Raw genomic sequence first — 19388 nt, 5'->3', positions numbered from 1 at the left:
CCCCGACGCGCCGCTCGGCGACGCGCCCGGCGCGCCCGTGGCCGGCCTGGTCTCGGGCATGGTGTTCGGCCTCGGCCTGGTCGTGCTCCTCGGCGTGGTGCTCGGGCTGTGGCTCAAGTACCTGGTCCGGCGCCTGGAACCGGCGTGGGCCGGGCTGCTGCCGTGGCGGCTGCGCCGGTTCCTGCGCGACAGCGCCCGCCGCGGCCTGGTCGTCGCGCTGGACGGCGACTTCCGCTTCCTGCACGGCGTGCTGCGCGACCACTTCCGGCGGATCGACCCGCTCGACGGCCGCCCGCCGCCCGAGCCCGGCTCCGCCGGCGCCGATCCCGACGACCGGCGCCGCCGCGACCTGCTGGCCCTCGTCCGCGAGGGTTTGCGCGGCGCGGAGCCGGACGTCCTGTTCCCGGTGCGGCTGGTCAGCGGGGACGCCCGGACGACCAGCGCGCACGACGCGTTCCTGGCCGCCGGTTCCGCGCTGCTGATCGTCGGCAAGCCCGGCTCCGGCACGTCCACGTTGCTGCGCGACCTGGCCGGGGCGCTCCTCGCCGCCGCCGAGGCGGACCCGGACGAGCCGGTGCCGGTGCTCCTCGACCTGCCCGCCGAGCCCGTGCGCGGCACGGCGGACGTCGTCCGGCCGTTCACCGGGTGGCTGCTGTCGGCGCTCGCCGAGCGGTACGGCGTCGAGCCCGGCACGGCGCTGCGGTGGCTGGCCGACCACCGGCTGGTGCTGCTGTTCGACCGCGTCGACCGGACCGCCCGCTGGACCCCGGCGATGCTGGAGGAGTTCCTGGACGCCTACGGCCACCCGCCGGTCGCGGTCGCCGGCCGGGACGTCCGGTTCCACCGGCCGGCGTCGCTGCGGGTCGCGGAGGTCGAACTGGCGCGCGGCACGATCCCCTCGGCGTTGAGCCGGGAGGCCACCGTGGGGATGATGCTGCGGATGGAGCGCACCGGCTCGGTCGAGTCCTATGTGGAGGAACGGCTCGCCGGGCTGCCCGCGCGGGCGCGGCGGTGGCTCGCCGTCCTGGACGGCATGGAGAAGGAGCTGCCGCTCCCCGTCCGCGCCACCGTGAACCGGGCCGTGCTGGTGCCGGCGCTCGCGGTGGCGGTCGGGGCGCTGCCGGGCCTGCCCCCGCTCGCCGGTGTCGGCGTCGCGGTCCTCCTCGGCCTGCTGACGCGCACCCCCGTGCCGCTTCCGTGGCCGCGCCGGCTCGGCGGCGTGGCCGTCGGGGCGCTGTTGGGCGCGGTGCTCGCGGCGCCGTTGCTCCTCACCGCGCCGGACCCGTCCGGCTGGGCGGTGCCGTTCGCGCTGAGCGCGTGGTGCGTCATCGGGTGGGTGGAGCTGCCGCGCCTCGCGGTGTGGGCCGCGCTCGTGGCCGCCGCCGGGGCGTACCTGGTGCTGGTCTGGGACGGCTTCGCCTGGTGGACGGTGGCGCACGTGGGCGCGGGCGCCGTCACCGGCCTGGTGGTGTCCGCGCTGCTCGAAGAGGTGCTGGGCGGGTGGCAGCGCCACGTGCTGGCGTGGTGCGGGCTGCTGCCGTGGCGGCTCGGGCCGTTCCTCGCGGAGGTGGTGGACCGGGGTCTGGTCGGCCGCACCGACCACGGGTACCGGATCGAGGACCCGTTCGTGGCCGACGCGGTCGCGGCGCGCCCCGACCCCGGGGATCGGGACGCGCCGCGCGCGTGACTCACCAGGTGCTGTTGACCAGCCCGGTGCCGAGGTAGACCTGGTCGAACCCGTTGCCGTCGTTGTCGTCGGTGTAGGCGATGGTGATCCGACCCCACGGGTCGACGCCCAGCGCCGGCTCGTCCTGCCTGCCCGTCGCGGTCGAGACGGTCGGCTGGCGCGGCAGCCTGCCCGCGACCGTGCCGTCCGGGTTGAGGCCCTGCGTGTGCACGTCCGCCGCCTCGGCCCACGTCACCGCGACGTTGAGCTGGTCGTCGATGCCGACCTGCGGGTCCGTGCCGGGCAGGACCGTGTCCGCCGGCGTGCGGGCCGCGCCGGTCGCGGCGAACGACCGCACGCCCACCTGCGCCGTGCCGGTGTGGTCGGTCTCCCAGGCCACGACGTGGTCGCCGTTGAAGTTCGCCGCCACCGCGGGCCGCCGCTGCTGGCCGTCACCGCTCGCGTTGACCGGCGCCTGCGCCACCTTCACGCCACCGGACGGGGTGAGGATCTTGCGGCCGATGTTGAAGAACCCGTTGCCGTCGCCGTCCTCGTCCCACACGACGATCGCGTTGCCCGCCGCGCCCATCGCCACGTCCGGCCGCTGGTGCGTGCCGCCGGCCGTGTTGACCTGCGCCTCGTACGTCTTCGACGTCACCGACGCGAACCCGGCGATCCGCACGGTCGGGTTGGTGGTGGTCTGCTTGTCCTCCCACACCACCGCGAAACCGGACGTGTCGGGGTCGGCCGCGACGGCCGGGTTGAGCTGCTGGCCGTCGGTGTTCGCGTTGGCCCGCGCCGACCCGGTGACCGTGCCGGTCGTGCCCAGCTCCCGCACCTGGACGTTGTAGAAGCCGTTGCCGTCGCCGTCGTCGGCCCACACGACGACCGCGGTGCCGTTGTCGCGCACCGCCACGTCCGGCTGCACGTGCCGCCAGTTGCCGGTGCCGCCCGTGGACAGCTTCTGCTCGTAGCGGGACACGCCGTCCTTGAACAGGCGCACCCACACGTCGCTGTGCACCGGGTCGGTCGGCGTCGCGTCGTCGCGGTCGTCCTCCCACACCACGGCGGTCCAGCCGTTGCGCGCGGCCGACACGGCGGCGTTGTCCTGGTCGCCGGTGGCGGTGCTGTTCGCCGCGGCCCACGTCGCCGCCGCCGACGCGGTGCCGGTGACCAGCAGCATCAGGGCCGCGGTCGTGGTGATCATCAGCTTCTTCATGGCGCCTGCAATCCCGGGTTGCCCGCCTGGACGACGTAGCTCTGCAAGGTCCGGACCGGGTAGTCGCGCGTGGTGACCCGGTCGAGGAAGCGGAAGTCCACGTTCATCTGGGTGGGGGTGGTGACGGTGCGGACGTAGCCGCGCAGGTTCTTGTAGAACTTCACGTGCGGGTTGAGGCTCGACAGGCCGGTGTCCGTGGCGCTGCCGTCGCCGCCCGACGTCACCGACGTGGTCACGAGTTCCGTGCCGATGATCCGGTCCTGCGTGGTGTAGTTCGCCATCAGGTTGCTCGCCCACGACCGGTGCACGTCACCCGTCAGCACGACGGTGTTGCGCAGGCCCGCCGCGTCCCAGCCGCGCTGCAACCGGCCCCGGTTGGCGCTGTAGCCGTCCCACGAGTCCATGGACTTCGCGCCGTCGGCGGACGCGAGCTTCTGCGCGAAGAACACCTGCTGCCCCAGGAAGTCCCAGGTGCCGAGCTTCTGGCGCATGCCGTCGAGCAGCCACGCCTCCTGCGTCGCGCCGGTCAGCGTGCGGGCCGGGTCGTCGGCCTCCGGGCACACCCTGGTGCCGTCACCGCACGCCTGGTCGTCGCGGTACTGGCGGGTGTCGAGCATGTGGAACGTGGCCAGGCTGCCCCACCGGACCCGGCGGTACAGCTGCATGTTCTCCGCCACCGGGGCCTGCGCCGGGCGCAGCGGCATGTGCTCGTAGTACGCCTTGTACGCCGCCGCGCGCCGTGCCTTGAAGTCACCCGCGGGGGACGTGTTGGCGCGCACCAGGTTCGCGTAGTTGTTCTCCACCTCGTGGTCGTCCCACACGACGAGCCACGGCGCGGCGGCGTGCGCGGCCTGGAGGTCCACGTCCGTCTTGTACTGCGCGTGCCGCACGCGGTAGTCGGCGAGGTTCGAGATCTCCACCGCCGGCGCGTGCTTGCGGATCGCGGTGGTCGACGCCGCGCCCTCGTAGATGTAGTCGCCCAGGTGCAGGATCAGGTGCGGGTTCTCCTCGGCCATCCGCCGGTAGGCGGTGAAGTACCCGGCCTCGAAGTGGGAGCACGACGTGAACAGCATGGTCAGCGCCGGGCTGGTGCCGACGGCGGGCGCGGTGACGCCGCGGCCGACGGGGGAGATGTGGCCGGCGGCGCGGAACCGGTAGAAGTACTCGCGGCCGGCCTGGAGGCCGGTGACCTCGACGTGCACGCTGTGCGCCCACGACTGCGCGGCGGTCGCCGTGCCGCTGCGCACGACCTGCGTGAACCGCTGGTCCGTCGCGACCTGCCACTCCACCGCCACGGAGGCGCTGGACATGCCGCCGAGGCCGTCGGCGTTGAGCGGGCTGGGCGCGAGGCGCGTCCAGATCACGAAACCGTCCGCGGCGGGCTCGCCGGAGGCGACGCCGAGCGTGAACGGGTAGGAGAGGGCGTTCGCGGTGGTGGGTGCGAGGAGCGTCGCACCGGCGCCGGCGATGCCGCCGGCGATGAGCGTTCGGCGGTTCAGTGGGGACATCGGCTCTCCTTCGGTGCAGGGCCGGGGAAGAACACGGTGGGGCGGGATGCGTTCCGGTACTGGGTACACCCCGAAGGTGATCAACGGCCATCCCCGACGTGTACGCCGGGTGGAACGCGAGGGACCGCGGCGGCGCGGCACGACGGGAACCCGCAGCGCCGGTTCCGACCGCGTGCCTGGTGAACGCCTGTCCAACTAGAGGATCTATTGGTTACCTAAGAACCTGAGGAATGGGTCCGACCCGCGTCGATCGGGGATTTCCATGGCGAGAGCGCCCCGTCCCGCCCTACCGTCGGATGTGATCATCTGGCTCAACGGCACGTTCGGCGCCGGCAAGACCACCACCGCCCGCGAGCTGACCGGCCTCGTGCCCAGCGCGCGCGTCTTCGACTCCGAGCACGTCGGCTACCTGCTGCGGCACGTGCTCACCGAACCGGTCGAGAACTTCCAGGACTGGCCGCCGTGGCGGTCGCTGGTGGTGCACACGGCGGTCGAGACGCTGCGGTACGTCGGCGGCGCGCTCGTCATCCCGCAGACCGTGCTCACCGAGGCGTACTACCGCGAGATCGACGCCGGGCTGCGCGCCGCGGGGCTGGACGTCCGGCACTTCGTGCTGCACGCCCGGGAGGACGTGCTGGTCGGGCGCATCGAGGCCGACCGCGACGACCCCGGCGCGCGCCAGTGGCGACTGGACCACGTGGAGCGCTACCGGGCCGCCGTGCCGTGGCTGCACGCCGCCGCCGAGGTCGTCGACACCACAGACGTGCCCGCCGCCGAGGTCGCGCGGACGATCGCGCACCGGTGCGGACTGGCAACCGACCGGGCATGACCCCGGCCCGCGAACGTCGGCGAGCGTGGTGCAGGCCCGCGAGGCGTCGGCGTCGCGGGCCGGTGGACGTCCCCGCTAGGCGGTCGCCGTGGGCACGCGGTCCGCGCGCCGCGCGCCGGGCGCCGCGGTCGCGGTCCAGCAGTCGGGTGCGGTGAAGCGGTGGTCGGCGAACGCCGCGCGCACCGCCTCCGTGCACGCGTCCACCGCGGACTCCTCCACCAGCGAGATCACGCACCCGCCGAACCCGCCGCCGGTCATCCGCGCACCGAGGGCGCCCGCCGCGACCAGCGCGTCCACCGCCACGTCCAGCTCCGGCACGGTCACCTCGTAGTCGTCCCGCAGCGACGCGTGCGACGCCGTCAGCAGCGGCCCGAGCTCGCGCGTCCGCCGGGCGCGCAGCAGGTCCGCCGCGTCCAGCACCCGCTGGTTCTCCGTAACGACGTGCCGCACCCGCCGCGCGAGCCGCTCCGGCAGGTCGCGCACGACCCCGTCCAGGTCCGCCTGGTCCACGTCGCGCAGCGCGGGCACGTCCAGCTGCTCCGCCGCCCGCCGGCAGTCGCGCTGCCGCGCCGCGTACTCGCCGTCCACCAGCCGGTGCGGCGCCTTCGTGTCCACGACCAGCAGCGCCAGCCCGGACGCGGCCGGGTCGAACGGGATGTGCTCGATCTCCGACGTGCGCGTGTCGAGCAGCAACGCGTGCCGCTCGCGGGCCAGCAGGGACGCCGACTGGTCCATGATCCCGCACGGCATGCCGACGAACTCGTTCTCCGCCCGCCGCGCGATCCGGGCCAGCTCCCGGCGGTCGAGGTCCACACCGGACAGTTCCGTCACGGCCAGCGCGGTCGCGCTCTCCAGCGCCGCCGACGACGACAGGCCCGCGCCCAGCGGCACGTTGCCGTCCACCAGCAGCCCGAACCCGCCGACCGGGTGGCCCTCCTCGCGCAGCACCCACACCACGCCCGCGACGTACGCGGCCCAGCCGGTCACCACGCCCGGCGCGAGGTCCGCCACGCGCAGCTCGGCCACGCCGTGCGCCTGCCGCGACGCCACCCGCAGCACGCCGTCGTCCCGCCGCGCCGCGGTCACCCGGACCGTGTGCGGCAACGCGATCGGCAGCACGAAACCGTCGTTGTAGTCCGTGTGCTCGCCGATCAGGTTGATCCGGCCCGGCGCCTCGAAAACCCCGTCACGCGTCACGTGTTCCCCTTCGTGCTCTCCCGGACTGCCAACGAGAACGGCGTCCGCAGGTGCTCGGGCGGACGGCCCGGCGTCTCGACGCGCCGGCGCAGCAGGTCCACCGCGGCACGCGCGATCGCGGCCTTGTCCGGTGCGACGGTGGTCAGCGACGGCAGGCTGTAAGCGCCTTCCTCGGTGTTGTCGAACCCGACGACCGCCACGTCGGCGGGCACGCGGACGCCGCGTTCCGCCGCGGCGCGCATCGCGCCGATCGCCAACAGGTCGTTGAAGCAGAACACCGCGTCCGGCGGCTCGGCGACCGACAGCAGCCGCTCCATCGCCTCGGCGCCGTCCAACCGGTGGTAGTTCAACGCGGTCGCGACCAGCTCCTCGCGCAGCGGGAGACCCGCCTCCGCCAGCGCGAGCCGGTAGCCCTCCAGGCGTTGCGCGGCCGTGCCGCGGTTCGGGTGCGCGCCGATCGCCGCGATCCGGGTCCGGCCGAGGCCGACCAGGTGCGCCACGGCGGCGCGGGCCGCCTCGACGTTGTCGATGCCCACGTGGTCCATCGGCAGGTCCACCGAGTGCTCGCCGAGCGTCACCACCGGGATGCCCGGCGCCAGCTCGCCGAAGTCCGACGCCTGCAACGCCTCCGGGCTCACGATCGCGCCGTCGATCATGTGCGGGCCGAGCGACGCCAACGTGTCCCGCTCGCCCTCGCGGGTGCCGAGGGTCTGCTCGATCAGCACGTTCCAGTCGTGCTCCTGCGCCGCGCCGAGGACCAGCCCGGCCAGCTCCGCGAAGTACGGCACGACCAGTTCGGGCAGCACCAGGGCGACGAACCCGGTGCGGCCGCGGCGCAGGTTGCGCGCGCCGAGGTTCGGCCGGTAGCCGGTGGCGGCCAGCGCCTCCTCGACCCGGCGGCGGTTCTCGGGCTTCACGAACTCGTAGCCGTTGACGACGTTCGAGACGGTCTTCACCGAGACACCGGCCATCGCGGCGACGTCCTTGAGCGTGGCCAAGCGGAGCCTCCGGGGTCGGGTCTCGGTAACGACCGGGATGGTAGCCGGCATCCACCCCGCTTTACGACGTTGTATCGCCCAGGTGGGAACGGGAAGTGACTCACGTCACCGACGTCGCCACCCATTCGCGGGGCCGTCGTGCCTCGGGCGTCCATTGTGGTCACGCACTGTGCGGATCCTGTGTCGCAGCGTCAACGGACGCGTACTTGGACCTCCCCGACCGTACGCCGGTCGTCGTTCATGGGTGCGACCACGGGCTGGCGGTGACGCTGTGCGACCGCTCAGAGTTCAGCGGGTCGCCTATTGATGGTCAACTTTCCGTCGTGTCGGTGAGGTTGACTGCGTTTGGTGGTCAGCATTGAGCTGAACGGGTGAACGGCTCGGACGTGGGCTAACACCGGATCAGGTGACGTCGACAGCAAGGCCACCGGCGCGCGCACTTCAGGGGGTTGCGCTCATGGTCAAGAAGAAGAAGGACTTGCAGGCGTCACTGCGGAGGTTCGTGCGCACCAAGGGCGCCGATTACCTGCGTGACCCGAATGTGTCGTCCATCGGCATCGGCTACAAGGTCGCCGACGGCCGGCCGACCGACGAGATCGCCATCCAGTTCACCGTCCGGCGGAAGGCCGCGCCCGAGCAGCTGGGCGCGCTCGGCACCGCGCTGCTGCCCGAGGCGATCGAGGTCGACGGCGTCGCCGTGCCGACCGACGTGCTGCAACGCGACTACCGCGTCGACTTCCACGTGGTGGAGGAGACGGTCGGCAGCCCGCGCAAGACCCGCGTCGACCCGGTGGTGCCGGGCGTGAGCGTCGGGCACGTGCGCGTGTCGGCGGGCACGATCGGCTGCGTCGTGTACGACCGGGTCGACGGCACGCCGTACGTCCTGAGCAACTGGCACGTCCTGCACGGTCCGCAGGGCGCGCTGGGCGAGGACGTGGTGCAGCCCGGCGTGCACGACGACAACCGCACCGAACGCAACCGGCTGGGCCGGCTCGTCCGGTCGCACCTCGGCGCGGCGGGCGACTGCGCCATCGCCACCATCGAGGACCGCGGGTTCGCGCCGGAGATCCTCGACCTCGGCGTCGCCGTGGACGAGCTGGGGGAGCCCGAACTCGGCGACAAGGTCGTGAAGAGCGGGCGGACGACCGGCGTGACGCACGGCGTGGTCCGGCGCGTCGACACGCTGGTCAAGCTCGACTACGGGCCGGGCGTGGGGCAGCGGCAGATCGGCTGCTTCGAGATCGGGCCGGACCCGGCGCGGCCCGCCGCCGACGGCGAGATCAGCATGGGCGGCGACTCCGGCGCGGCGTGGGTGTTCAAGTCCGCCAACGGTCGCACCGCGCGGACCCTGGCGGGCCTGCACTTCGCGGGCGAGGCCGGTGACAGCCCGGACGAGCACGCGCTGGCGTGCCTGCCCGGCTCGGTGTTCGAGAAGCTCGGCATCACGGTCAGGCCGCCGCTGCGGCCCGAGGTGGCCGGGATCGGGGCCGGGTTCGACGAGAACTTCCTCGGCACGCCGGTGGGCGTGCCGGAGCTCGGTGACGCGGCACGCGCCGACGCGGTCGAGCTGAACGGGTCGACGGTGATCGACTACACGCACTTCTCGTTGGCGCAGAGCAAGTCCCGGCGGTTCGCGTTCTGGGTGGCGTGGAACATCGACGGCGGCGGGCTGAAGAAGCTCAACCGCAGCGGCATCCCGTTCCTGCTCGACCCGCGCGTCCCGGCGGAGTTCCAGGTCGGCGACGAGCTGTACCGGGACAACCGGCTCGACCGCGGGCACCTCGCCCGGCGCGCGGACCTGTTGTGGGGCACGAGGTCCGAGGCGGAGCGGGCCAACGAGGACTCGTTCTTCTTCACCAACATCACGCCCCAGATGGACGACTTCAACCAGAGCGCGCGGCGCGGGCTGTGGGGTCGGCTGGAGGACGCCGTGCTGGCCGACGTGGACGTCGACGACCTGCGCGTCAGCGTCTACGGGGGCCCGGTGTTCCGCTCCGACGACCGCGTGTTCCGCGGCGTGCGGCTGCCCCGCGAGTACTGGAAGGTCATCGCGTTCACGTCGGGCGGCGTGCTGAAGGCGCGGGCGTTCGTGCTGACGCAGAACCTGAACCAGCTGGAATCGCTGGAACTGGACGAGTTCCGCGTGTTCCAGGTGGCGTTGGGCGAGGTCGAGGAGCGGTGCGGCTTCACGTTCCCGGCGGCGTTGGCGTCGGCGGACACCCTGGTGCTGCCGGAGTCGGTGGAGGAGCGCAAGCCGTTGGAGGCGTTGACCGACATCCAGTGGTGACGTCAGCCCGGGCGTCGCTCGACCCGGGGTGGAGTCAGCGAGGACGGCGTTTGATCCGCACGACCCAGAACGCGCCGACGGCGATCAACGCCAGCCCGAGTCCGGGCCAGCGGTAGAGGTTGGGCCCGTCCTCCGGGAAGTGGACGACGCTCGGCTTCCGCGGCCGGTAGCGGACCTCCACCCGATCGCCCTCCCGGGGCCGGCGGGCGGACGGCTCCACGTCTCCGGTGACCTGCTTCCCCTGGGCGGTCGTGAACCGCACCGTCGACCGCCACTCGCCGTCGTCCGCCTGGCGCACCCTCACCACTTCGGCCTGGGCGGTGGGCAGGCGGCTCTCGGTGAGCGCGACCCAGCCGCCGATCCCGATCAGCATCACCCCGGACAAGATGAACAGCACAGCCCTCAACACCACGTTCCCCCACTGCCGCGCGTGCGATCACGGCAACCCTACCGAGCGTCACCCCCTGTGCTTCACCGGGAACGGCGGCGGCGTTCCACCAGCAGCCACACGCCGACCCCGACGGCCCCCAGGCCCATGACGGGGATGAAGATCAGGCCCGACTGGTTGTCGGTGTAGTCGATGAACTCCGGGTCGTGCAGGCTGTAGCGGACCTCCACCCGGTCTCCGGGCTGCGGGGACCGGGTGGACTGGGGGAGGTGCCGGGTGACCGGCACGCCGTCGACGGTGGTGAACTCCACCGTCGCCATCCGCTTGGTCTTGCTCACCTGGTGGACGGCGACGACCTCGGCCTCCGTGTCGACCAGGCCGTCGCTGCCGAGGCCGGAGAGGCCGACCAGCACGAACAGCAGACCGACCGCGATGAACGCGACAGCTCTGACCACCACGACCCCCCGTCGAGCGATGAAGCCGCAATCTACCCGACCAGCGTGTAGTCCTTGAGCGTCACGGAGTCGTGCAGCCGCACGCCGTTGCGGTTCATCCTGGCCAGCAACCGACCCCACGACGGCGGCAGGTGGCCGAACAGCCGCATCGCCTGCCGCATCGCCCACAGCTCGCGCGCGGTCGCCGGGATGAGGCGTTTCGCGGTGCCGATCGCGAACGCCCGGCTGCGCCGCACGTAGTCGCCGATCTCCGCCTCGTACGCGGGGAACGCGGTCGACGGGTCGCCGCCCGCCGCCGCCAGCTCGCCCGCCAGCACGTACGCGCCGACCACGGCGAGGCTGGTGCTGCCGCCCACCGCCGGACCCGGGCAGAAGCCCGCGTCGCCGACCAGCCCGACCCGGCCCCGCGTCCACGTGTTCAGCCGCAGCTGGGTGATCGAGTCGAAGTAGAACGCGCCGTCCATCCCCTCCAGCCACCGCGGCACCTCGCCGTCCATGCCCGCGAACGCCTCCCGCAGCAACTCCTTCTGCCGCGCCACGTCCCGGTGGTGGTAGTCGAGCGGACGCTCCGAGCGGAACAGGAACACCGCCCGCGCGTCCGGCAGGTGGTCGGCGCTGTAGATCGCCGCCATCCGGCCCACGTCGGAGTAGGCGACCGTGGTGTTCTCCAGGTTCATGTAGTTCGGCAGCGACAGCACGGCCAGGTACGCGCCGATGAACAGCTCCGGCACGTCGCCGAACACCAGCCGCCGCACGGTCGAGTGCAGCCCGTCCGCGCCGATCACCAGGTCGAACCGGCGAGGTTCGCCGCGCTCGAAGGTGACTTCGACGTCACCGCCCCCGTCGTCGGCGATGGACGTGATCGAGTCGCCGAACACGTATTCCACGTCGTCGCGCGTGGCTTCGAGGAACACCTCGGCGAGGTCGTCCCGCATGATCTCGACGTGCCGGTCGGACACCGCGCCGAACAGCCGGCCCAGGTCGACCTCGACGGGACGCCGCCCCTTGCTGTGCACCACCATCCGGTCGGTGCCGGTGGCCCGTTCCACGATCCCCGGCAGCACGCCCATGCGTTCCACGACGTCCATCGCGGGCCGGAACAGGTCGACCGCGTGCCCGCCGCTCTTGCGCGGCCCCGGCGCGCGTTCGACGACGGTGACCTCGAACCCGTACCTGGTGAGCCAGTACGCGAGCACCGGTCCGGCGACGCTCGCGCCGGAGATGAGAACCCCCATGACCACCCCTTTCTTACTTAACGGATGGTAAGTGGAGGAGTGCGGCCGCACAACGGGTTACTGACCAGTCGGTAAGCTGGGGTTCATGGCGAGAGGCTCCGACACGAAGGCACGCGCCCAGGCCGTGGCGCGCGAGCTGTTCCTCCGGCAGGGCGTGCGGCAGACCAGCCTCCAGGAGATCGCCGACCGGCTCGGGATCACCAAACCGGCGCTCTACTACCACTTCGCGTCACGCGAGGAGCTGGTGCGCAGCATCGTCCAACCGCTGATCGACGACGGCGACGCGTTCGTGGCCGAGCTGGAGTCCCGCCCGCCGCGAGGCCCCCGGCCGTTGCTGGAGGGCTACTTCGACTTCCACTTCAAGCACCGCGAGGTCGTCGCGCTCGTGGTGCGCGAGCTGGTGGCGCTGGCCGACCTCGGCCTGGTCGACCGCGTGCTGGACTGGCGGCTCCGGCTGGCGGCGCTGCTGGTCGGCGAGGACCCGTCGCTGGCCGACGCCACGCGTGCGACGGTGGCGCTGGGCGGGCTCGCCGACTGCGTCCTCGTGTTCGCCGACGAGCCCCTGGACGCCCTGCGCACGGCCGCCGTGGACGCCGCCTGCGCTGCCCTCGGCGCCTGACCGACGCCTGCGCTGCCCTCGGCGCCTGACCGACGCCTACTCCACGGTCACGCTCTTCGCCAGGTTCCGCGGCCGGTCGACGTCCCGTCCCAGGGCGTGCGCGAGGTGGTAGGCGAACAGCTGCAACGGCACCGACAACGTGATCGGGGCCAGCGCGTCGTGCGCCTTGGGCACGCGGATGACGTCCGTCGCCAGTCCCTCCGGCAGGTCGGCGTCGGTGACCGCGATGACCGGCCCGCCGCGCGCCTTGATCTCCTCGATGGTGGCGGTGTTCTTGGCCAGCAGCTCGTCGTCCGGCACCAGCACCACGGTCGGCATCTCGGGGTTGATCAGCGCCAGCGGCCCGTGCTTCAGCTCGGACGCCTGGTAGGCCTCGGCGTGCACGTACGAGACCTCCTTCAGCTTCTGCGCGCCCTCGCGCGCCGCCGGCCAGCCGCGGACCCGGCCGACGAAGAACATGTGCCGCGCGTCCGCGTACTTCCGGGCGATCCGCGCCACCTCGTCCTCGGCCGCGAGGATCCGCGCGAGCTGGTCCGGCAGCCGGGACAGGCCGTCCACCAGCCGGCGGCCCTCGGTGATCGACAGGTCCCGCACCCGGCCGAGGTCGAGCGCCAGCAACGCCAGCGCGACGGCCATCGTGGTGAACGACTTCGTCGCCGCCACCGACACCTCGGGGCCCGCGTGCAGGAAGATCCCGTGCCCGCACTCGCGGGCGATCGTGCTGCCGACCGCGTTGACGACGCCGATCACGTGACCGCCCTTGCGCTTCAACTCCTGCACGGCGGCCAGCGTGTCCAGCGTCTCGCCCGACTGGCTGATCGCGACGTACAGCGTGTCGGGGTCCACGACCGGGTTGCGGTACCGGAACTCGGACGCGGGCTCCGCGTCGGCCGGGATGCGGGCCAGCTCCTCGACGAGCTGCGCGCCCAGCTGCCCGGCGTAGTACGCGGAACCGCAGCCGAGCAGCTTCACCCGGCGGATGCGCTGGTAGTCCTGCGGGGTGAGGCCCACGCCGTCGAGGCGGGCCGACGAGAACCGGTGGTCCAGCCGCCCGCGCAGGCACCGGTCCACCGCGTCCGGCTGCTCGCGCATCTCCTTGTACATGAAGTCCGGGTGCTCGCCCAGCTCGTACTCGGCGCTCGCGACGTCGATCGACGTGGGGGAGCGGGTGGTCGAGCGGGCGTCCATCGTGGACGTCCGGTAGCCGCCGGCGGTGACGGTGGCGATCTCGTCGTCGTCCAGGAAGATCACCTGCTGGGTGAAGCGGACCAGCGCGGTGACGTCGGAGGCGATCAGCATCTCCTGCTCGCCGACGCCGAGCACGACCGGGCTGCCCCGGCGCGCGGCGACCAGCTCGCCCGGCCGCTCGACATCCATCACGATCACCCCGTACGTGCCCTCGACCTGCGCCAACGCCTCTCGCACGGCGTCTTCGAGCCGGTCGGCGGTGCTGCGGGCGACGAGGTGGGCGAGGACTTCGCTGTCGGTGTCGGAGCGCAGGTCGACGCCCTCCGCGACCAGCCGGGCGCGGAGCCGGTCGGAGTTCTCGAAGACTCCGTTGTGGACGATCGCGATCCGCTCGGCGGCGTCCACGTGGGGGTGGGCGTTGCGGTCGCTCGGCTCGCCGTGGGTGGCCCACCGGGTGTGCGCGATGCCCGTCGCGCCCGCCGTGCCGTCCGGCACGGCCCGGCGCAGGTCGCCGACCCGTCCGGCGGTCTTGACGACCCGCAGCCCGCCGTCCTCGTCGGCGACGGCGAGGCCCGCCGAGTCGTACCCCCGGTACTCCAGCCGATGCAGGCCCTCCAGCAGCACGGGCACCGCGTCCCGGGGACCGGCGTATCCGACGATTCCGCACATGCTCCGTGATCTCCCTCAGCCGTAGGTGTGGTGCGCGGGCTAGCCGTAGACGATGCGGCGCAGCCGGCGCTCGGACAGCGGCGGCGCGGCGACCGGCCGCACGTCCAGCTCCTCCAGGAGGAGGGCCCAGATCCGCGCGTTGCCGAGCCCGTCGCGCCGCAGCTCCGCGTGCCGCCGCAGCACGTACTCCTCCGCCGTCTCGACGAAGTAGCCCATGACGTCCGACACCACCCGCCGGGCGAGCGCGGGCGGCAGGCCGGTCGTCCTGACGACGTGCCGGAGCAGGTCCTCCGGAACCTCGTCCCTCACGCGCTCCAGCATGGTCACCACCCAACCACCAGGCCAAACGCCGTGCCCGGATTCGGGCACGGCCTGTCACCCGGGCGTGGACGCGTGAGCGGGCGGGCCGGTGGCGCCGGTTTTATCGTCGGTCCGGGAGGTCCACGTGGTCGAGCGCGTCGAGCAGGCCGAACGGGTGGAGCGGGCCGAGGTCGGACCCGGCGCCCGGCGCGCCGTGATCGCGGTGATCATGCTCGGGATGCTGCTCGCGGCGCTCGACCAGACGATCGTCGCGACCGCGCTGCCGACCATCGTCGGCGACCTCGGCGGCGGCGGGCACCTGTCCTGGGTGGTCACGTCCTACCTGCTGGCCGAGACGATCATGACCGCCCTGATCGGCAAGTTCGGCGACCTGTTCGGCCGCAAGCGGGCGTTCCTGGCGAGCGTCGCGCTGTTCCTGGTCGGCTCGTTCCTGTGCGGCTGGGCCGACTCGATGACGTGGCTCATCCTGGCCCGCGCCGTGCAGGGCCTCGGCGCGGGCGGGCTCATGGTGACCTCCGCCGCCGTCATCGCGGACGTCGTGCCGCTGGCCGAGCGCGGCAAGTACCAGGGGTTCATCGGCGCGGTGTTCGGCGTCGCCACGGTGGTCGGCCCGCTGCTCGGCGGCCTGTTCGTGGACCACCTGAGCTGGCGCTGGGCGTTCTACGTCAACCTGCCGCTCGGCCTGGTCGTCCTGGCGGTCGGCGCGGCGGCCCTGCCCGGGTCGCGCGGCGGCGCCCGCCCGCGGATCGACTACCTCGGCATCCTCCTGATCGGACTCGCCGCGACCGGGCTGACGCTCGTCACGAGCTGGGGTGGCGTCGAGTACCCGTGGGGCTCGGCGACGATCGTCTGGATGGCCCTCGGCTCCCTGGTCGCCCTCGGCCTGTTCGTGCTGGTCGAGACGCGTGCCGCGGAACCGGTGCTGCCCATGCGGCTGTTCCGCGGGCGCGTGTTCACGGTGTGCGTGACCCTGAGCTTCGTCGTCGGGTTCGCCATGCTCGGCGGCGTCACGTTCCTGCCGACCTACCTCCAGTACGTGCACGGCGCGTCCGCCACCCGGTCCGGGCTGGAGATGCTGCCGCTCGTCGTCGGCCTGCTCATCGCCTCGGTCACCACCGGCCACGTGATCGGCAAGACCGGCCGCTACCGGGTGTTCCCGCTGGTCGGCAGTGCGCTCATGGTCGCGGGACTGCTCCTGCTGTCGCGGCTCGGGCCGGAGACGTCGTTCTGGCAGGCGTCCGCGTCCATGCTCGTGCTCGGGCTGGGCGTCGGCATGTGCATGCCCGTCGCGATGGTGGTCGTGCAGAGCACCAGCAGCTACGAAGACCTCGGCGTGGCGACGTCCGGCGTGAGCTTCCTGCGCACGTTGGGCAGCTCGTTCGGCGTGGCGGTCTTCGGCACGGTGTACGCGGGCAACCTGCCGGGCAACCTCGCCGCCGCGACACCGCCCGGCGTCGACCCGGCCGTCGCCTCGAACGTGCGCGCCCTGCACGCCCTGCCGGACGACCTGAAGGCGCCGATCGTCGCGGCCTACGCGGACACGCTGCAGACCGTCTTCCTCGCCGCCGCGCCGGTCGCCGCGGTCGCGTTCGTGGTCGCCCTGTTCCTGCGCGAGGTGCCGCTGCGCGACACCGCCCGCGCCGCCGCGACCGGTGTCGGCGAGAACTTCGCCGCGCCCCAGGACGCCGACTCCGAGCACGGGCTGGAGAGGCTGGTCGCGCTCATCGTCAGCCGGGAGCGCCGCGACCCCACCCCCGAGGTGCTGACCACGTCGGACGTGCCGCTGACGCACGCCCAGGCGTGGCTGGTCGTGCGGGTGTTCCGGCAGAGCGTCGAGCACGGCCACGCCACCCTCGACCGCCTGGCCGACGCCACCAAGGTCCCGGCGGGCGTGTTCGAGCCCGTGGCCCGGCAGCTGCTGACCAGGGGTTACCTCACCGAGGACGACGGCCGGTACCGCTTCACCCCGCAGGGCACCGATGTGTTCGCCCGCCTGGTCGACGCCTGGCGGGGCTGGCTGCTGGTCAAGCTCACCGACTGGAACTGCGACGACGCCGAGTTCACCCGTGCGGTGGACCGGGTGGCCACCGAACTGACGACGAGCGGCCGTGCCCTCGCCACCGGCAGACCCCCGGCGGCCACGGGCGCCGGTCGTGGGTAGGTCGCGGGTCGCGCGGGGTACGGAGGGGGTGTGAACGGGTACGGATCTACACTCGCGCTGGTCGCGGTGCTGGTGCTGCTCAACGCGGTCTTCGCGGGCAGCGAGATGGCGTTGATCAACGTGCGCGAGGGCCAGTTGCGGTCGCTCGAACGGGACGACCGGCCCGCGGCGCGGACGCTGGTCCGCCTCGCGCGCGACCCGAACCGGTTCCTCGCCACCATCCAGGTCGGCATCACGCTGGCCGGGTTCCTCGCCTCGGCGACGGCGGCCGTGTCCCTGGCCGAGCCGCTGGTGCCCGCGCTGTCGTTCTTCGGCGGCGGGGCCAACGCGGCCGCGATCGCGCTGGTCACGGTCGTGCTGACGTTCCTGACGCTGGTGCTCGGCGAGCTGGCGCCGAAGCGGCTGGCGATGCAGTACGCGTTGCCGTGGGCGCTGCTGGTGGCCCGGCCGCTGCACGCCCTGTCGACGGCGTCCCGGCCGGTGGTGTGGGCGCTGAGCGCGTCCACGAACGTCGTCGTGCGCATGTTCGGCGGGCGGCCCGACGCGGAGTCCGAGCAGATGTCGGCGGAGGAGCTGCGCGAGCTGGTCTCCGTCCAGCAGGGCCTCGACCCCGAGCAGCACCGGATCATCACCGGGGCCCTGGACATCACCGAACGGCGGCTGCGCGAGGTGCTGGTGCCGCGCCGCGCGGTGGTCACCCTCGACGCCGACCTCGACGTGCCGTCCGCCCGCGCCGAGCTGGCCCGCTCCGGCCACTCCCGCGCGCCCGTCGCCAAGGGCGGGCACCTGGACGACGTCGTCGGCGTCGTGCACCTGCGCGACCTGCTCGACGACGGCGTCCGCCTGGTCGACGTGACCCGGTCGCCGCTGGTGTTCCCCGACACGGTCCGGGTGTCCGACGCCATGCGGCGCTGCAAGGCGGCGCGCGAGCAGCTGGCGCTGGTCGTGGACGAGCACGGCGCGGTGGCCGGGATCATCACGCTGGAGGACCTGCTGGAGGAGGTCGTCGGCGAGATCCTGGACGAGACCGACCGCGACGTGATGGCCGTGCGCAGCGGCGCGGACGGGTCGATGGTGCTGCCCGGCACGTTCCCGATGCACGACCTGACCGACATCGGCGTCGAGCTCCCCGACGCGCCCGCGGGCGACTACGCCACCATCGCGGGCCTGGTCCTGGTCCTGCTCGGCCGCATCCCGGACGCGCCGGGAGACCGGGTCACCGTGTCGGACTGGACGGTCGAGGTGCTGAAGGTCGAGCACCACGCCATCACGTCGGTGCGCCTGCGGAGGCGATGAGGCCCGCCGACCTCGCTGGGGCGGGCGGGCCCGCCCCAGCTCCGGGACGAATCCCTAGCGGCCGGCGGCGGCCACCCAGGCCTCCAGCCCGGCGACGTCGCGGGGCAGCGCCGACGACAGCACCCGGTTGCCCTCCGGTGTCACCACGACGTTCTCCTCCAGCCGCACGCCGATCCCGCGCAGCTCCGGCGGCACGGTCTCGTCGTTCGGGTGGAAGTACAGGCCCGGCTCGACGGCCAGCGCCATGCCGACCTCCAGCGTGCCCTCGTGGTAGGCGGTGGACCGGGAGTTGGCGCAGTCGTGCACGTCCAGCCCGAGGAAGTGGCCGACGCCGCACGTGATGTAGCGGCGGTGGTGCTGGCCGTCCGGGTCGAGCGACTCGTCCACCGACACCGGCAGCAGGCCCCAGTCGTGCAGGCCCTCGGCGAGCACGCGCATGGCCGCGGTGTGGAAGTCGCGGTACGCCGCGCCCGGCCGGACCGCCGCCAGCGCGGCCACCGACGCCCGCTCGATCAGCTCGTGCACCTGCCGCTGCGCCGGGCTGTACCGGCCGGACACGGGCAGGGTGCGGGTGATGTCGGCGGTGTAGAGGGTCTCCAGCTCCACGCCCGCGTCGAGCAGCAGCACGGCGTCCTCGGGCACCGGGCCGTCGTTGCGCACCCAGTGCAGCACCGGCGCGTGCGGACCGGCGGCCACGATCGAGGCGTAACCCGGCCCGTTGCCGGCAGTGCGGGCGCGCCGGTCGAACGTGCCCTGCAACCAGCGCTCGCCGCCGCCCTTCACGGCCGTCCGGAGCTCGGCGGCGACGTCGGCGAAGCCCTGGACGGTGGCGTCCACGGCGGCCTGGAGCTGGCCGACCTCCCAGTCGTCCTTGATCCGGCGCAGCTCGGCCAGCACGGTCCGCAGCTCGGCGGTGTGGTCCGCGCCCGCCAAGGCGTCCAGCAGCGGGTCGACGCCCGCCGTCGCGTGCACGGCGGGCAGCCTGCCGCGCAACGCCGACGGCAGCTCGTGCAGCGGCCGGCAGCGCACGCCCAGCGCCTCCGTCCACTCGGCGAGACCGGGCACGGGGCCGATCCACAGCTCGCCGTCGCGGGCGTTGGCGAAGAAGTCCGGCTCGTCCGGCCCGGCCGGCGGGCGGAGGAACAGCTCGGCGTCGTGCCCGCCCCCGACCGGGTGCATGACCAGCACCGCGCCCTCGGCGGAGCAGCCCGTCAGCCACGAGAAGTCGCTGTCGGGCCGGAAGCCGTGGTCGGTGTCGTTCGAGCGCACCGGCGCCCAGCCGGCGGCCACCGCGATCCGCGCGCCGGGCAGCGCGGCGCTGAGCCGTTCCCGGTGCGCGGCGGCGGCATCAT

At 73.2% G+C, this 19388-nt stretch carries 16 protein-coding genes; 6 read left to right on the top strand and 10 right to left on the bottom strand.

What is annotated here, in order from left to right:
• A partial coding sequence (locus ACFQ3T_RS22915; protein WP_380725683.1) for an NACHT domain-containing protein occupies positions 1-1687 on the top strand: 1687 nt, incomplete at its 5' end.
• A gap of 1 nt (position 1688) precedes the next feature.
• Here ACFQ3T_RS22915 and ACFQ3T_RS22910 read toward each other — a convergent pair.
• On the bottom strand, positions 1689-2885 hold the full coding sequence (locus ACFQ3T_RS22910; RefSeq protein ID WP_380725681.1) for a hypothetical protein: 1197 nt from the start codon (positions 2883-2885) through the stop codon (positions 1689-1691).
• Entirely contained in the window at positions 2882-4393 is a 1512-nt protein-coding gene (locus tag ACFQ3T_RS22905; RefSeq protein WP_380725679.1) for an alkaline phosphatase D family protein, read from the bottom strand. The genes ACFQ3T_RS22910 and ACFQ3T_RS22905 overlap by 4 nt, the downstream gene beginning before the upstream one ends.
• Positions 4394-4655: 262 nt before the next feature.
• On the opposite strand from ACFQ3T_RS22905, the gene ACFQ3T_RS22900 reads away from it, so the two are divergent.
• The gene (locus ACFQ3T_RS22900) at positions 4656-5222 is read left to right on the top strand and encodes an AAA family ATPase (protein WP_380725677.1); all 567 of its coding nucleotides are present in this window, start codon (positions 4656-4658) and stop codon (positions 5220-5222) included.
• A gap of 75 nt (positions 5223-5297) precedes the next feature.
• Here the strand turns inward: ACFQ3T_RS22900 and galK are convergent, their stop codons facing one another.
• Together galK and ACFQ3T_RS22890 are read right to left on the bottom strand one after the other, a co-directional pair.
• Positions 5298-6419, bottom strand: a complete 1122-nt coding sequence (gene galK / locus ACFQ3T_RS22895) for a galactokinase (RefSeq protein WP_380725675.1) — start codon at positions 6417-6419, stop codon at positions 5298-5300.
• Positions 6416-7417 carry a LacI family DNA-binding transcriptional regulator gene (locus tag ACFQ3T_RS22890; protein ID WP_380725673.1) on the bottom strand — a complete coding sequence of 334 codons (1002 nt, stop codon included), beginning with the start codon at positions 7415-7417 and terminating at the stop codon, positions 6416-6418. Before ACFQ3T_RS22890 ends, galK begins: the two co-directional genes overlap by 4 nt.
• A gap of 457 nt (positions 7418-7874) precedes the next feature.
• Here ACFQ3T_RS22890 and ACFQ3T_RS22885 point away from each other — a divergent pair, with 457 nt between their 5' ends.
• Positions 7875-9704 carry a DNA/RNA non-specific endonuclease gene (locus tag ACFQ3T_RS22885; RefSeq protein ID WP_380725671.1) on the top strand — a complete coding sequence of 610 codons (1830 nt, stop codon included), beginning with the start codon at positions 7875-7877 and terminating at the stop codon, positions 9702-9704.
• Positions 9705-9738: 34 nt separating this feature from the next.
• Here ACFQ3T_RS22885 and ACFQ3T_RS22880 read toward each other — a convergent pair whose 3' ends face one another.
• The 3 genes from ACFQ3T_RS22880 to ACFQ3T_RS22870 form a co-directional block, all read right to left on the bottom strand.
• Entirely contained in the window at positions 9739-10101 is a 363-nt protein-coding gene (locus ACFQ3T_RS22880) for a DUF3592 domain-containing protein (protein WP_380725669.1), read from the bottom strand.
• Between the two features lie 74 nt (positions 10102-10175).
• Positions 10176-10547 carry a hypothetical protein gene (locus ACFQ3T_RS22875; protein WP_380725667.1) on the bottom strand — a complete coding sequence of 124 codons (372 nt, stop codon included), beginning with the start codon at positions 10545-10547 and terminating at the stop codon, positions 10176-10178.
• A gap of 32 nt (positions 10548-10579) precedes the next feature.
• Entirely contained in the window at positions 10580-11782 is a 1203-nt protein-coding gene (locus tag ACFQ3T_RS22870; protein WP_380725665.1) for an FAD-dependent monooxygenase, read from the bottom strand.
• 85 nt (positions 11783-11867) lie between these two features.
• Here ACFQ3T_RS22870 and ACFQ3T_RS22865 point away from each other — a divergent pair, with 85 nt between their 5' ends.
• Positions 11868-12401 carry a TetR/AcrR family transcriptional regulator gene (locus ACFQ3T_RS22865; protein ID WP_380725663.1) on the top strand — a complete coding sequence of 178 codons (534 nt, stop codon included), beginning with the start codon at positions 11868-11870 and terminating at the stop codon, positions 12399-12401.
• A 36-nt stretch (positions 12402-12437) separates the two neighbouring features.
• Here ACFQ3T_RS22865 and glmS read toward each other — a convergent pair whose 3' ends face one another.
• Complete coding sequence (gene glmS, locus ACFQ3T_RS22860; protein WP_380725661.1) at positions 12438-14258, bottom strand: glutamine--fructose-6-phosphate transaminase (isomerizing); 1821 nt, start codon at positions 14256-14258, stop codon at positions 12438-12440.
• Positions 14259-14297: 39 nt separating this feature from the next.
• Positions 14298-14567, bottom strand: coding sequence for a hypothetical protein (locus tag ACFQ3T_RS22855; protein WP_380725659.1), 270 nt, complete (start codon positions 14565-14567; stop codon positions 14298-14300).
• A 220-nt stretch (positions 14568-14787) separates the two neighbouring features.
• Here ACFQ3T_RS22855 and ACFQ3T_RS22850 point away from each other — a divergent pair, with 220 nt between their 5' ends.
• Positions 14788-16740 (top strand): MDR family MFS transporter, encoded by a 1953-nt coding sequence (locus tag ACFQ3T_RS22850; RefSeq protein ID WP_380725684.1) that lies wholly within the window; start codon positions 14788-14790, stop codon positions 16738-16740.
• A gap of 30 nt (positions 16741-16770) precedes the next feature.
• Positions 16771-18036: a hemolysin family protein gene (locus ACFQ3T_RS22845; protein WP_380725657.1), complete on the top strand. Its 1266-nt coding sequence runs from the start codon at positions 16771-16773 to the stop codon at positions 18034-18036.
• A gap of 54 nt (positions 18037-18090) precedes the next feature.
• Here the strand turns inward: ACFQ3T_RS22845 and ACFQ3T_RS22840 are convergent.
• On the bottom strand, positions 18091-19388 hold a 1298-nt coding region (locus ACFQ3T_RS22840), incomplete at its 5' end, for an aminopeptidase P family protein (protein WP_380725655.1).

Source organism: Saccharothrix hoggarensis, from assembly GCF_042678885.1.
Taxonomy (GTDB): domain Bacteria; phylum Actinomycetota; class Actinomycetes; order Mycobacteriales; family Pseudonocardiaceae; genus Actinosynnema; species Actinosynnema hoggarensis.
Note: the sequence above shows the minus strand (reverse complement) of the source record. Positions and strands in the feature narration are given on the sequence as shown.